The sequence below is a fragment of the Salipaludibacillus keqinensis genome (assembly GCF_003226325.1).
GTDB lineage: Bacteria > Bacillota > Bacilli > Bacillales > Salisediminibacteriaceae > Salipaludibacillus > Salipaludibacillus keqinensis.
In genome coordinates, this window is sequence record NZ_PDOD01000002.1 from 852597 (window position 1) to 866303 (window position 13707).

The window sequence follows — 13707 nt, forward strand, 5'->3', positions numbered from 1 at the left end:
TTCTAAAATCTTATTGTCTAAATTGTATCAGAAACAACTGGTACTATCTCTCCGATCGTCATAACAGAAGCTTTTCTACATTATAACGCAAACACACGTTTGTTTCACGAAAGAAAATCGAAGTCATACGTGTCCACTATTGTCCATATTTATAATTATGAACCAATTGATAAGGAGGACTCGTCATGGATAAAGATTTTATAGCCACACTTGTGATAGATTTTTTTGTAGCTTTTGGTGTCATCATCGGTGGAACCATTGTGGGAGGAATTGGTGCTTATCTTATAGGTAAACCTCCCTTGTCTATTATGTATGATTTAGCTTCCAGTTTAAAGATATGGGCGCTTGTAGCAGCAATTGGAGGTACCTTTGATGCCATATCCACCTTGGAGAGAGGAATTTTTGAAGGAACTCATGCTGATATTTTCAAAACGTTAGTGATGATCTTTGCCGCCTTATCTGGCGCACACAGTGGCACAGTTCTCATTCAATGGATCACACAAGAGGGGGTCAAATGAGAATTCCACCACTTTATCGTGACAAGAGCTGGCAACGATTTTTTGCCGGCTTTTTTATAGGTCTACTATTCGGCTGGATGTTTTTTTTATACCATTTTGGTACAGTTCATGAGAAGTTAGTTCTAGAAATCGGTGATCAACAGACTGAAATCGAAAAACACGTAAAAATGATTGAAATTTTAAGAGAAGATCAGGATGAACAAAATGAGGAAAATCAAAAATTACTAACCGTTCAAGACATACGCATTTACTTCATGAATGAAGATGATGTGAGATTGAGTGAATTAACACTACATGAATTAAGAGGGGCAGTAGAAAGTGAATTAGGAGAGGTTCGAAATAAAAATATTGAAACAGTAGCTAATTCAAGAAATTTCATTTTGAAAACCGTTCAAAATAAGATTTTTATTGTAAATGATAAAAGATATCAATTGAAAGTAGAGCAACTATTTCTTTCAACAACTCTGGAGATGCACGTGATGATTGTCCCGGCAGAGTAAGCAGTATCGACGTTTCTGTGAACATTCTTTCTAAGTTGTTTCGATATGTTAAGGTTTAGGGTATTATAAAAGTAACAAGAAGATATTTATCAGCCAATATTGTGAACCGTTTCACAATTTATGTTATTATTAAACAAGTTAAGGAGGCGTTAACGATGAAAGTGATCAGTAGAAGTAAAATGGCTCAGGAGAAAGTAAAAACTCTTCAGTCTGGTTACACGGCCTTCGCTGAAACGAAAGAGTTGTCTGAACGACTCAGACAGGAGTTACACAATTTAGGAATTGATTATATTGAGGAATCGACCAATGTGGGATCTTGGTTCATTCCAAAAAAATGAGCGTGGTGCGAAATCCACGCTCTTTTTTTGATTACTAATTTATTCTCATGGATTCATCTTGCACAGGTCATCTAATTCATTAAGAACTTGTTCTGTTTCATCCCAGCTAGAGACGGATGCTCCAGAGGCCATAGGATGGCCACCTCCATTAAACCTGCCGGCTAACTCATGGATTTCAGGACCTTTAGATCGAAGACGAACCCGAATGACATCCTCCTCCTCCACAAAAAACACCCATGCCTTTAACCCTTTTAAGCTTGAAAAACAATTCACGATTGACGCCGCTTCTTTAGATGTGACTTGAAACTGTTCTAAAGTCTCTTTTGTCAAGTTGACATACCCAGCACCGGAAGGTAATACATTCAGTTCACTTAGAACGTACCCCTCAAGCCGTAACACTGGTAATGTCGTTTCATAAAGGTGATTATAAATATCCGCCCTGGAGAAATTAGCTTTTATCAATTTTCCAGCATATTGGAACGTTTTTTCAGTAGTATTGGAAAATTGAAAGCGCCCTGTGTCCGCCACTATACCTGCATACAATAAACGGGCCATCTCATCATTCATGTTGGAATCTTCTTCAAGCTCTAAAGATAATTCCAAAATCATTTCACTAGTGGAGCTAGCAGTTGGGTCTACCCACATAATCGACCCATAATGATCAAGATTTGGATGATGATCAATTTTTATCGTTTCTTTTCCAAGAAGATATCGTTGATCGTCAATCCTTTCCGTATTAGCCGTATCACACACGATAACTAAAGCACCTGTATAGGTTCCATCAGATATTTCATCCATGTTAGCTAAGAACGTTAACGAACTCTGTTGTTCACCAGCCAGTAAAACAGTTTTATTTGGGAAATGATGCTGTATCAACATTTTCAATCCAGCTTGAGATCCAACAGCATCGGGGTCAGGCCTAACGTGACGATGGATGATGATTGTGTCATATTCTTTTATTTTATTAATAATTTCTTGTTTCAAGTGGAGCACTCCTCTTTAATCAAATTCTTTTTTATTGCCATTCGCAATGAAGTTGCTTACAAGCAGTTTCTACTTTACAATAAAGGACGAAAGTCTTTCGTGGAAAAAGCATTTGTAAAGGAGAAAATAAAGATGATCCTTCTATTTCTAATCTTCAGTTCAATAGTTGTTTTTGTCTATTTTAAAGTACAGCAGTCACGAGGAGTTGGTCCAATGGAAACGCGTTGGCACTCTTCTAAAGCTAGTATGTCAATAGGCGTATTTTTTATTGCTTTCGGGGTAAACAGTTATGTGAACTTGCAATCTTCTGTAGCCGCTATTGTTGCCCTTTTATTCGTTACTTTCGGAGCGATAAATATTTTCTTTGGCTATAAGCATTATAAGGCCGTCTCTCCATACGCTAAAAAGGAAATGGCGGAAAATGAGAAGCAAACAGCAAAATAATCAATCCTAGATAGCGCCCTAAAACATAAAGTTTTAGGCGCTACGTTTCTTTTAGCGATCAATTAATTGAGCCATTAGCATTGCTTTCCCTACAATTTTATCTTGGTGGAATAATTCCACATCCACTTTACCAAATTTACGTCCTACTTCTAGTACTTTAGGTCGAACGAGAATCAACGTATCAATTTGAACAGGTTTAATGAAAAACAACGTCATACTCTCAACCACAAGGTCCCCTTTTTTATACTTCCTTAATACCCTACTTCCTGCCTCCGTTACGATGGTTGTCATCACCCCATAAGAAATCGTCCCTAAATGATTGGTCATTTGAGGTGTTACTTCCAGTTGAAATCCGAATTCACGGGCAGTAGAGACATCTTCAAAGTGCCTAGTCACTAAATCCTCAATGGTATCACCAACGTGAGGCTGCCTTTGAATCATCTGCAGAGCTTTAAGAACATCCTGTCTACTAATTACACCAAGCAACTTCTTGGATGAATTGATAACAGGTAGAAGTTCTATTCCTTCCCAGACCATCATATGGGCCGCAGAAGCAACAGACGTTTGACTAGTCACTGTAATCGGTTGCTTTGTCATCACTTTTTCAATTTCTGTGAAGTGACTAACTCCCATCACATCTTTTGCTGTGACAATTCCATGCAGTTTCAATTCATCATCTACGATAGGATATCTACTATGACCTGTTTGTAGATTAAATTCGTGCCACTTCTCTACTGTATGAGCGGTTGTTAAGAAATTGGTATCTTCTACCGATATTAAAATATCCTCTACAGAAATAATTTCTTTTTTAATTAGTTGATCATAGATCGCTCGATTAATCATCGTAGCAACCGTAAAGGTATCATACGTGGTGGAGATAATCGGTAGATTTAACTCGTCCGCCAATTGTTTCACTTCGTCATTTGTATCAAATCCGCCAGTGATTAATATCCCTGAACCTTCTTCGAGAGCTAATTTATGTACTTGTTCACGGTTACCTACTATAAGCAGATTTCCAGCTTCCACATAGCGCATCATCGCCTCAGCTTTCATAGCACCAATCACAAATTTATTAAGGGTTTTATATAAACCATTTCTTCCACCTAAGACTGAACCATCTACAATATTAATGACTTCTGCATAGGTGAGACGTTCTATATTATCTTTTTGTTTCTTTTCGATACGGATGGTCCCTACTCGTTCAATCGTACTGACTAACCCTTGATTTTCAGCATCTTTGATCGCTCTATATGCTGTTCCTTCACTGACATTTAAAACTTTAGCAATATGCCTAACTGAAATTTTATTTCCGATTTCTAAAGATCGAATATGCTGTAGTATTTGTTCATGCTTAGTCATAATGGGGGTCACTCCCTCTTTGATAAACTGTATAACCCTATTTGTCCTTCTGTACTATTACAAGTATAATCGCCCTTAAGAACGACTTCAAGTTTCATTAAAAACAACTTCTAAAAAAGAATGTATAACAGAGCTATATTTTGGGGTATATGAAAGATGAAGAAACACATTCATGAAAAAGTACGCCTTGAGAAAGGAGAAGGTTCTTTGTGCGTTTAACGACAATCATAGGTTTATGCATACTCATATTATTTTTTATTGTTTCATGTAATGACCGAGAAGCCAATCAGAATCAGATAGTAACTGAAGACAATGATACTGTCGAAGTTATTTTTGGTGACCAACAAATAAGCTTAACAGCCAATAACTATAAAGACTTAACTGAAGAAGCTATTGAGTTATATGAAGAAGAGACCTCCCTTTTCAAACCAAATCGCACTGAAATCCAAAAATGGTTTATTCGTTACTACATTCAAATGCATGAATATAACGAAAATGTTACAAATGAAGAGCTTTTTCAACTGGCAGAGGAAAGATATGAATACGAGGAAGCTTGGAAAGAATATGCCAGTGAAGCCTATTCAGTAACCGTAAGTGACGAAGCAGTGGAATCTCAAGCCAACTATAATCTTGATATTTATACAAGCAACCTTCCACCTTCTATTAAAGGGATGTCCAGCGGACTTGATTTATCCGTCGAAGAGTTCATGGTAGAGTTTGACCGGGACCATGTAGAACGTTCAGTCATTTGGCAGCAACTCATGCCGAAATTATTAGAAAAACACCAATCAGAAGAGGCTCAAACACTGGATGGTGTTTACTTGGGACAATTATATGAAGAAGAGGTCTTGGAGTACTTAGAAGAAAATACGTAAATGAAAAGAGCGCACCGATAGAAATTCGGTACGCTCTTTTTTTGAGTTATTTAAATGTCTATCTCATCCCCTGCTTCCAATACAATTCCTTCACCAGTTTTTACTTTATTAGCAAATTTATGAGGATCTTGTTCAATGACAGGCATCGTATTGTAGTGAACCGGCACAACTTTCTTTGCACCTATCCAATCCGCGGCAATCAGGGCATCTTCAGGCCCCATTGTAAAGTTATCACCAATTGGTAAAAAAGCCACGTCTATATCATGTTGTTCTCCGATTAATTTCATATCTGAAAATAAAGCTGTATCTCCTGCGTGGTAAATCGTCTTCCCTTCAGCGGAAAATACAATCCCACCAGGCATACCTGTATAAATAATTTGTTGATTTTCTTCGTCTGTATATGCAGAACCATGGAAGGCTTGCGTGTATTTCACTTTACCAAATGCAAAATCATGAGCGCCGCCTATATGCATGGGATGGGTATTTAAACCTTTCCAACCCAAGTAGGTAGCTAATTCAAAAGGAGCAACTACTAGTGCATCATTTCTTTTAGCTATGTCTACAGTATCGCCCACATGATCATTGTGACCATGCGTCAATAGGATGACATCAGCTTTCGTATCATTAGCTTTCAAATCGGTCATTCCATTTCCAGTTATAAATGGATCGATATAAATGTTTGTTCCATTTGTTTCAATTTTAACAACTGAGTGTCCGTGAAAAGAAAGTTTCATCTGTGAATTCTCTCCTTTTAAGATATTTTGACTCTCTCAACTATTTACCCTGCCCTTCTCCACATTAAGCGTCCAATTTAACTAAATGTGATATCATGAAGAAAAGCTTTAGACGACTGAAGATTTGTATATTAATTTAGAGGAGGAAAATGAATGTCAAATCGTATTGCATACATAAAAGAACACTTACAAAAGGAAAACACAGATGTATTAATGGTACAAACAAGAGCCAATGTACTTTATTTAAGTGGTTTTGACACTGACCCCCACGAACGGCTCGTAGCTGTCATTGTGTTTAAGGGTCACGATCCATTATTGATCTGTCCTAACATGGAAGTGAATCAAGTTAAAGAGGTTTTTCATCAGGGAGATGTCATTGGGTACAGTGATTCAGAAAATCCTTGGCAAAAATTGAACGACTACTTTACCACGAATCAACTGAGTTTGAAGAAAGTTGCTTTGGAGAAGAGTTTGTCGTGGGAAAGGTTACAAGCTTGGCAAACGATCAATCAGGACATCGCATTTACTGAAGCTGATCCAATATTAAATGAGCTAAGAATTATAAAGGATGAAGCAGAAATAGACATTTTGCGAGAAGCAGCTCAATTAGCCGATAAAGGTATTCAAGCTGGTATATCCGCTCTCAAAGAAGGGGTGACTGAAATGGAAGTCCTAGCTACAATTGAATATTCACTTAAAAAAATCGGCATTCGAGAGATGTCCTTCTCTACAATGGTTTTATTCGGAGAAAAAGCTGGAGATCCTCACGGAAATCCCGGATCTCGTAAATTGAAGAAGGGAGATGGGGTTCTTTTTGATCTTGGAGTCGTTTGGAAAGGGTATTGTTCTGATATCACTCGTACAGTTTTCTTTGATCATGTGAAGGATAAGGATGCTGAAATATATGAAACAGTTCTAGAAGCCCAAAAGAAATCATTAGCTTCTTGTCAACCTGGAGAACCGATTTCATCTTTGGATGTCATAGCCAGAAAACATATCACCGATGCAGGTTTTGGTTCTTATTTCCCTCATCGAATAGGACATGGTTTAGGGATTGAAGTGCATGAATTCCCTTCTTTGAATGACCAGAACGCAACCCTTCTCAAAAAAGGAATGACATTTACAATCGAGCCGGGTATCTATGTTCCAAACCAAACAGGAGTTAGAATTGAAGATGACGTATTAATTACTGAAACCGGCTATGAAACATTAACCCAATTCACAAAGGAATTAACGGTTGTCCCTTGTAAATAGTGATGCAAGTTGTGGAATTCAAGAGTCCTGTCAAAGGTCGTTAGAACCTGATTTCATTAACTTGTTCCTCATCCGTTCAATCATGATCCACGATAAAAGACCCTGTGCTAGGTTAATTTCCTTTCACAGGGTCTTTCATTTCATTTGGTTTCTTCCATAACCATGTTTGCAAACAGCGATCACTGTCTATTCGTTTCACATCTATCCGGACCGGATTTTCATAGTGCTCAGCAACCACATCAACTGTCTCCTCAGAAATAATCGGTTCAGACAAATCGATCACTTCTAACAATTGTTCAAAGGATTCTTTTGCTTCAGAACCTCTCAAAATCCTTGATCCTGCTTCGTATTCAAACAGGTTAGGATTTTCGTACTCCCATTCGTATAGCGTATCTTCTGTAGTTATTCTTATCTTTAACGATGAATCTTGCAGCCATTTGTATTCTTGTTCATTTGCAGGATTGATAATGGTGAGAAACATAAACGCCATTAATACTACTTTTAGAAACATCCATGATCACCTCTTTTGTATGATGTGGAAGACCATGGATATTTATTCCTGTTTAGCGAAATTTGTTTAGTACGTCCACACCACCGGTCACTTCTAGCACTGCCCCTGTCACCATATCTGATTTAGGGTCGGCTAAAAACAGGATTGTTCTCGCAATATCTTCTCCTGTTCCTGAACGACCCACAGGCGTTTCTGCATCAGAAACAGAAGAAGAATCTTCTATATTTGCTTCTTTCATCTCCCCCGTGATTTTACCTGGACAAACCATATTGGCTGTTATTCCATTTCCTGCTTCCTCAATAGAGATGGTTTTCGTTAATGAAACAAGACCCACTTTGGCCGCGGCAAATGCCGACCTGTAAATCCATCCTGGTGCATGTTGGGCCTCTTGAAATCCATAGGTAATAATTCTTCCATAACCTTGTTTTCTCATGATAGGTATGACATGTTTAAATAAATAGAAAGCTGACGATAAATTACCATCAATCATTTGCTGCCATTCCTCGTCGGAATAATCCATTAATTTTTTCCGTTCAAATATATAAGGGCCAGCATTTAGAATTAGCACATCTATTCTTTCAAAACGATCGTATGCTTGCTGAACAATATAGATTAGATCATTTTTGTTCGTCACATCACCCTTCACAAATTGAATGCGGTCTAGGTGATCATGCCACTTATCACGTAATTGTTCCAATGTCTGATTGTCACTTCGGTAATTAATTGTCAGAGAATAGCCTTCTGCTAACAACGTTTCAGCTACTTTTTTTCCAAGGCCTTTAGTTCCTGCTGTGATCAGTGCATGACGCATTCTATAACCCTCATTTCTTAGAAAAACTTTGATGTCACTTTTACTGTGGGAAAAAGATTCGAATAAGTACTTCCTCTTGTCATTATACTAATAGGCATGGATACTGTAAAAACATATACACTTAATATATGTGAACCGAATTGTCAAAATAATCAATAATAACTTTCGTCATTTATGGCTGGATTTGTTATAATATAGGTGTATCGCATCAATCTTTTCCTACTAAAAGGAGGTAATACTATGCCAATTAAATACAATACTATCTTAGTGGCTGTTGATGGATCTAGTGAAGCGAAGCGAGCTTTCAAGAAAGCGTCTGTTTTGGCGAAAGATCAAGGAGCAAAATTACTCCTTACTCACATTGTAGATACGAGAACATTTGCTTCTGTTGAACATTATGATCGGACCATTTTCACAGAAGCTGAAAAGTACGCAAGAGACATGCTGGAAGAATATAAGAAGCTCGCTCTTGCAAGTGGATTAACCGATGTGACTTTGATTTTAGATTATGGTTCTCCAAAGGTTAAGATTGCCAAAGATGTTGCGAAAAAATACGAAGTAGATCTAATCGTGACAGGGGCTACAGGGTTAAATGCCGTAGAACGTTTCTTAATCGGAAGTGTATCCGAGCATATTACCCGGCACGCAAGTTGCGATGTATTAATTGTTAGATCTGACTCGGATTAACTAATATTGGAGGATTTAGCATGGCAGTGGCATTTATTTACGATTCACGATTAGGAATCCCAGTGCCCGAATTAAAGAAACCTTGGGAAGACCTTGATCCTCAAAACCAAAGTGAGATCTTAGCTAAATGGGAAGAAGTGCGTGGGGATATACCTGATCGTATTAAGATCATAGAAGAATCGATTAATGAATTACAAGCTCAGCTTTACAGAGAAAGTGATTTTAACCGAAGTTGTCAAATCAATAGTGATATTGCTGAATTGGCATCGATCATTAACGATTTATGGATCTGGTACCGAACAGGTGATGACGTACACGTTACTGCCCGTTATTAAAATATGAATATACCAAGATCTCCATGGAGCAGGAAATTATATTCCTTGCTCCATTTTCTCTTGTAACCATCTTTTTTGATAAAATATATGAGCTGATTCTGCGATTTGAGAAGCAAATCGGTAGTTCATTCCTGCTCCAATAATGATGCCAACAATAGGAACTCCTTGAATCAATTTTTTCTTAGCAAACTTCACGATAATCAGTTTAATTAATTGCTTTAATGGTTGTTGGATCCATGCTTGAGCCACAACATCTTCTTTTCCTTCGTAAAAAAACAGATCATGATGATCAGGTAGAGTTTCTTCAAATAATTCATGCCAAGCAATACCTTGGAGTTCTTTAGGTAAAGAAATCGCATGAAACAATTTCAAAACAAGCATGACTTCAAACGGTTTCCTCATATCATATCCATATACCATAGCAATAAGCTGAATGGTGCGAAGATTAATAGCCAACATCAAAGGTAAATCAGCTAAAAAAGCAAGGATCCCTCCTGCACCTGTCAATCCTCCTTGTCCTAGAGCAGTAATCCTTTGTCTTGCTAATTGCTTATGTGCAATGAAGCGCAATTGATCTATAGATAATTTTTTCATATCCTTCAGTTCATTTACACCTGAATGGAAGACCCGCGCTTCTAATAAAAGATTATCTAACGAGCGTTTTTCTAATTCTGCTTGTTGTAATACAGCGTGAATGTGGAAAAGAGTCTCATCTAAAAGGGTAAGAACCCGTTTTTTAATAACAGGATTTAGTTGATGTATGGAGTGATTAAGCCATTTTTGATAAGTAAGTGAGAAATCATTCCCCCCTTGAGAAAACTGCGTTTTTTCCCAAGTCATCATTTCCTTCCATAATTCTTGTTCTCTATCTGATAAACTCATCTACATCCTCCTCTCTTTTATGTACCTTACGTTAACGATTCAACTAACTCTATAGAAATTCCTGCCAATTCGTCAGAGTAATTTACCTCCTCCACCAAATTACCACGGCACGAAAAAGAGCCAAAAAAAAACTGTCCCCGTATTTAGGGACAGCTTTGAACGTAATTAACTTAATCTCATCGTATCTCGAGCAATCATGACTTCCTCATTCGTAGGAATAACCATGACTTTCACTGGTGAGTGAGGATAATTTAAAAAGGCTTCTTTTCCACGGATTTTATTAAGGGTTGGATCCCAATAAATCCCCATAAATTCAAGACCTTTCAATACTTGAGACCGAATAAGGTCACTATTTTCACCTATACCAGCTGTGAAAATGACAGCATCTAACCCGTGCATTCTAGCCGCATAAGAACCAATATACTTATGAATACGTGAAGTAAATACTTCAAGAGCTAACTGTGCACGCTCATTTCCTTCTTCTGATTGGATTTCTATATCTCTTAAATCACTAGAAAAACCTGACAAAGCAAGCATTCCGCTCTTCTTGTTCAGCACATTCATAACTTCCTCTGCGGACAAATCTGCTTTTTCCATAATATAAGGAATTAATGCAGGATCAATATTCCCTGATCGTGTTCCCATTGTTACGCCTGCAAGAGGTGTGAATCCCATTGAAGTATCGATGGATTTACCTCCATCAATAGCAGCAATACTGGCACCATTACCTAAGTGGCAAGAAATCAATCTTAAGTTTTCAAGGGGACGACCAAGCATTTCAGAAGCCCTTTCAGATACATATTTGTGAGATGTACCATGGAAACCGTACTTACGAATACCGTACTTCTCATAATATTCATAAGGAAGACTATATAGATATGATTCCTCTGGCATAGTTTGATGAAACGCCGTATCAAAGACAGCTACCGAAGGAACGTTTGGCAAAATTTCTTTAAATGCGCGAATCCCAACTAAGTTCGCTGGATTATGAAGTGGGGCAAGTTCAGATACATCTTCAATCCCCTGAATAACTTCTTCTGAAATTAACACAGAGTCATTAAATTTCTCTCCACCGTGCACTACTCGGTGTCCAATACCTTCTATTTCGTCTAAAGACTGAATAACCCCATAAGTTGTCAGCTTGTCCAGCAAGATTTTAACAGCTTTAGCGTGATCTTCAATTTCTGTCGTTTCTTTTTTCTTTTCTCCATTTACTTCAATAGTAAAGACCGCATCATTTAATCCAATTCGTTCAACGAGGCCTTTTGTAACTACTTCTTCACTTGGCATCTCTAGAAGTTGAAACTTTAATGACGAACTCCCAGCATTGATAGCCATAATTTTAGACATAACGTAATCGCTCCTTCTTTTCTCATGCTAACTTATCTTATTTCTAATTTTCGTAATCATAAATAAATCTTGAATTGGTGCGTTTGGATTAGTAAAAATCAATTTTAGAACTACTAACTTTTTTTCAACATTAATAATTAAACCATGGTAGAAAACAGATTGCAACCTCTGTTTCAATTAATTTATCATACAGGACTATAACAATAATTCTCATCAAAATCCAGTAACTATAGTGAATATAGAGCCTATATACTCTCATCTGTCCCTGTACAGTTATAAAAAGAATGAAACACGACCGATGATGAGAAAAAGTGAAAGTTTTGTGAAATTTCTATTTTTCTTGTTTTAGTAAATCATCAAACCATGAACTAATTCTTTGCATCATATCTGCAAGTTGTGCTTCCTTTGTAAATGAAGGTAATTCCGCTAACAATGCTTGCTTTGGTTCAACAATTCCTTCTCCTCTTTTTCTCAATACAAGAATACTTTTTGCTGCCTGACTATTTTTAAACATGGAAGAAGGAAGTTGCATAAAGGAATAAATGACTGCTTCTTTCTTTATAAACTGATGCAGTTGCTTTGACTGGTCAGATTGAAACAGGTGATTCGGAACGACAAAGACGACAAATCCACCTGGTTTAACATGCTTTATAGACTGCTCAATAAGTAGATGATGAACATACGAATGACCTTTCTCTGCTCTCGTATCAAAATTCGTTACTACTTCATCATTTGGATAGTAACCTGCAGGTAAATCAGAAACTACTAAATCCACGTTAGTGACTGTAGGAGTGCTTACACTATCCTGATGAAAAAGATCTACGGAGTGCTTTTGTAAATTAGCATTTACAAATGCTAATTTCAATAAGGTTTCATCGGGTTCTGCACCAATGAAATGTGCGTTCGAATGCATTTGATTCATTACAGCCGTCATCAAGTTGCCCACCCCAACAGCAGGATCTAACAAAACTGGTTTTTGCTGTGATTGGTCATAACTTAACAACTTATTTACAATGTAGCCAATAAATAAACTAACTGCATCTGGTGTCATGGCATGATGGGGCTGTGTAGCTTCTTTCATTCCTTTAAGAACAGCTAATTGGACCGCTCTCCGATATTCTTCAGGCGCAATATCTTCTTTTGGGATTTTATCTATCATTGATGTGATCTTTTCTTTATTATCCTCAGAAACCTCTTGAACCACTCTATTTTGGAAGAAGTTCTCCCCCATCTCTCCAAGTGCATCTAAATAAGGCAGATCTAACTCATTTTTTAGAATTTCTGAACCTTCGTCTAATAATAAATAAACTTTTTCAGTGTTTGTATTTTTTTCCATGAATATCACTTCCTCTTTTTCAATCTAAACAGTGTTTACCAATAAACTTCACACGATTAAGTACGAAAGTCAACCAGTTACTAAAAATAACGAGCCACCTAGTAACCTCTTGAACGACGCTAGATGTTATTAACAGTAATAACGATTCGTTGATAACAGATATAAAAACAAAAGAAAAGCACCTTTACTAAGATGCTTTTCTTACAAAAATCAGATTATTTTGCATTATTTGCTGCTTCTACTGCCGCTTCGTAGTTAGGGTGGTTAGTAACTTCTGGAACATATTCCGCATATACCACCGTGTCTGAACTATCTACTACGAAAATAGAGCGGGAAAGTAGTCGAAGCTCTTCTATGGCTACTCCATATTTTTTTCCAAAATCCAGCCCGCGATGATCAGATAGAACTTGTACATTTTCAATTCCTGCTGCTGCACACCATCGTTTCTGAGCGAACGGAAGATCTACGCTTATTGTTAAAACTTCTACATTATTAAGATTTGCTGCTTCTTCATTAAATTTACGTGTTTGTTGATCGCAAACTCCTGTATCAACAGATGGAACAACACTAATCAGTCGAACCTTACCTTTTGAATCGGATAATTTTACTTCAGAGAGGTCGTTAGCTAATACTGTGAAGTCAGGTGCTTTGTCTCCTACAGACACTTCGTTTCCTACAAGTGTCACAGGATTTTCTTTAAATGTTACTTCTGCCATTTATAGATCGCCTCCTATTAAGAATTACAAATTGCTTTCGTAATAAGAGTACCACAAATATCCACCAATTAAA

Annotated in this window: 17 protein-coding genes; 8 read left to right on the forward strand and 9 right to left on the reverse strand. The window is 37.3% G+C overall.

Translation table 11 applies throughout. From position 1 onward, the window contains the following. Positions 1–185: 185 nt before the first annotated feature. The 3 genes from CR194_RS11395 to CR194_RS11405 all read left to right on the forward strand — a co-directional run bounded on the left by CR194_RS11395 (position 186) and on the right by CR194_RS11405 (position 1356). A complete protein-coding gene (locus CR194_RS11395) occupies positions 186–518 on the forward strand; it encodes a YtrH family sporulation protein (RefSeq protein WP_110609776.1) in 333 nt (110 codons plus the stop codon). Continuing rightward, entirely contained in the window at positions 515–1018 is a 504-nt protein-coding gene (gene ytrI / locus CR194_RS11400) for a sporulation membrane protein YtrI (RefSeq protein ID WP_110609777.1), read from the forward strand. Before CR194_RS11395 ends, ytrI begins: the two co-directional genes overlap by 4 nt. A gap of 155 nt (positions 1019–1173) precedes the next feature. After that, entirely contained in the window at positions 1174–1356 is a 183-nt protein-coding gene (locus tag CR194_RS11405) for a hypothetical protein (RefSeq protein ID WP_110609778.1), read from the forward strand. Between the two features lie 45 nt (positions 1357–1401). Here the strand turns inward: CR194_RS11405 and CR194_RS11410 are convergent, their stop codons facing one another. After that, a complete protein-coding gene (locus tag CR194_RS11410; RefSeq protein WP_110609779.1) occupies positions 1402–2340 on the reverse strand; it encodes a DHH family phosphoesterase in 939 nt (312 codons plus the stop codon). 132 nt (positions 2341–2472) lie between these two features. Here CR194_RS11410 and CR194_RS11415 point away from each other — a divergent pair, with 132 nt between their 5' ends. Next, entirely contained in the window at positions 2473–2784 is a 312-nt protein-coding gene (locus CR194_RS11415) for a YtpI family protein (protein ID WP_233254323.1), read from the forward strand. Between the two features lie 51 nt (positions 2785–2835). Here CR194_RS11415 and CR194_RS11420 read toward each other — a convergent pair whose 3' ends face one another. Continuing rightward, positions 2836–4143 carry a DRTGG domain-containing protein gene (locus tag CR194_RS11420; protein WP_110609781.1) on the reverse strand — a complete coding sequence of 436 codons (1308 nt, stop codon included), beginning with the start codon at positions 4141–4143 and terminating at the stop codon, positions 2836–2838. Between the two features lie 209 nt (positions 4144–4352). Between CR194_RS11420 and CR194_RS11425 the strand changes: the two genes are divergently transcribed. Further along, entirely contained in the window at positions 4353–5018 is a 666-nt protein-coding gene (locus tag CR194_RS11425; protein ID WP_110609782.1) for a hypothetical protein, read from the forward strand. A gap of 50 nt (positions 5019–5068) precedes the next feature. Here the strand turns inward: CR194_RS11425 and CR194_RS11430 are convergent, their stop codons facing one another. Next, positions 5069–5752 (reverse strand): metal-dependent hydrolase, encoded by a 684-nt coding sequence (locus CR194_RS11430; RefSeq protein WP_110609783.1) that lies wholly within the window; start codon positions 5750–5752, stop codon positions 5069–5071. Positions 5753–5905: 153 nt separating this feature from the next. Between CR194_RS11430 and CR194_RS11435 the strand changes: the two genes are divergently transcribed. Beyond that, positions 5906–7006 (forward strand): M24 family metallopeptidase, encoded by a 1101-nt coding sequence (locus CR194_RS11435; RefSeq protein WP_110609784.1) that lies wholly within the window; start codon positions 5906–5908, stop codon positions 7004–7006. Positions 7007–7118: 112 nt separating this feature from the next. On the opposite strand, the gene CR194_RS11440 is transcribed toward CR194_RS11435, so the two are convergent. Continuing rightward, positions 7119–7517 (reverse strand): hypothetical protein, encoded by a 399-nt coding sequence (locus CR194_RS11440; RefSeq protein ID WP_110609785.1) that lies wholly within the window; start codon positions 7515–7517, stop codon positions 7119–7121. A gap of 52 nt (positions 7518–7569) precedes the next feature. After that, entirely contained in the window at positions 7570–8328 is a 759-nt protein-coding gene (locus CR194_RS11445) for an SDR family oxidoreductase (protein ID WP_110609786.1), read from the reverse strand. 240 nt (positions 8329–8568) lie between these two features. Between CR194_RS11445 and CR194_RS11450 the strand changes: the two genes are divergently transcribed. Both CR194_RS11450 and CR194_RS11455 read left to right on the forward strand, forming a co-directional pair. After that, positions 8569–9015, forward strand: coding sequence for a universal stress protein (locus CR194_RS11450; RefSeq protein WP_110609787.1), 447 nt, complete (start codon positions 8569–8571; stop codon positions 9013–9015). Positions 9016–9035: 20 nt separating this feature from the next. Continuing rightward, complete coding sequence (locus tag CR194_RS11455; protein WP_110609788.1) at positions 9036–9350, forward strand: hypothetical protein; 315 nt, start codon at positions 9036–9038, stop codon at positions 9348–9350. A 36-nt stretch (positions 9351–9386) separates the two neighbouring features. Here CR194_RS11455 and CR194_RS11460 read toward each other — a convergent pair whose 3' ends face one another. The 4 genes from CR194_RS11460 to tpx all read right to left on the reverse strand — a co-directional run bounded on the left by CR194_RS11460 (position 9387) and on the right by tpx (position 13634). Further along, positions 9387–10232: an EcsC family protein gene (locus CR194_RS11460; protein ID WP_110609789.1), complete on the reverse strand. Its 846-nt coding sequence runs from the start codon at positions 10230–10232 to the stop codon at positions 9387–9389. A gap of 165 nt (positions 10233–10397) precedes the next feature. Beyond that, entirely contained in the window at positions 10398–11582 is a 1185-nt protein-coding gene (locus CR194_RS11465) for an acetate kinase (RefSeq protein WP_110609790.1), read from the reverse strand. A gap of 331 nt (positions 11583–11913) precedes the next feature. Beyond that, positions 11914–12918 (reverse strand): class I SAM-dependent methyltransferase, encoded by a 1005-nt coding sequence (locus CR194_RS11470; RefSeq protein ID WP_110609791.1) that lies wholly within the window; start codon positions 12916–12918, stop codon positions 11914–11916. A gap of 215 nt (positions 12919–13133) precedes the next feature. Beyond that, positions 13134–13634 (reverse strand): thiol peroxidase, encoded by a 501-nt coding sequence (gene tpx, locus CR194_RS11475; RefSeq protein ID WP_110609792.1) that lies wholly within the window; start codon positions 13632–13634, stop codon positions 13134–13136. Between the last annotated feature and the right edge of the window lie 73 nt (positions 13635–13707).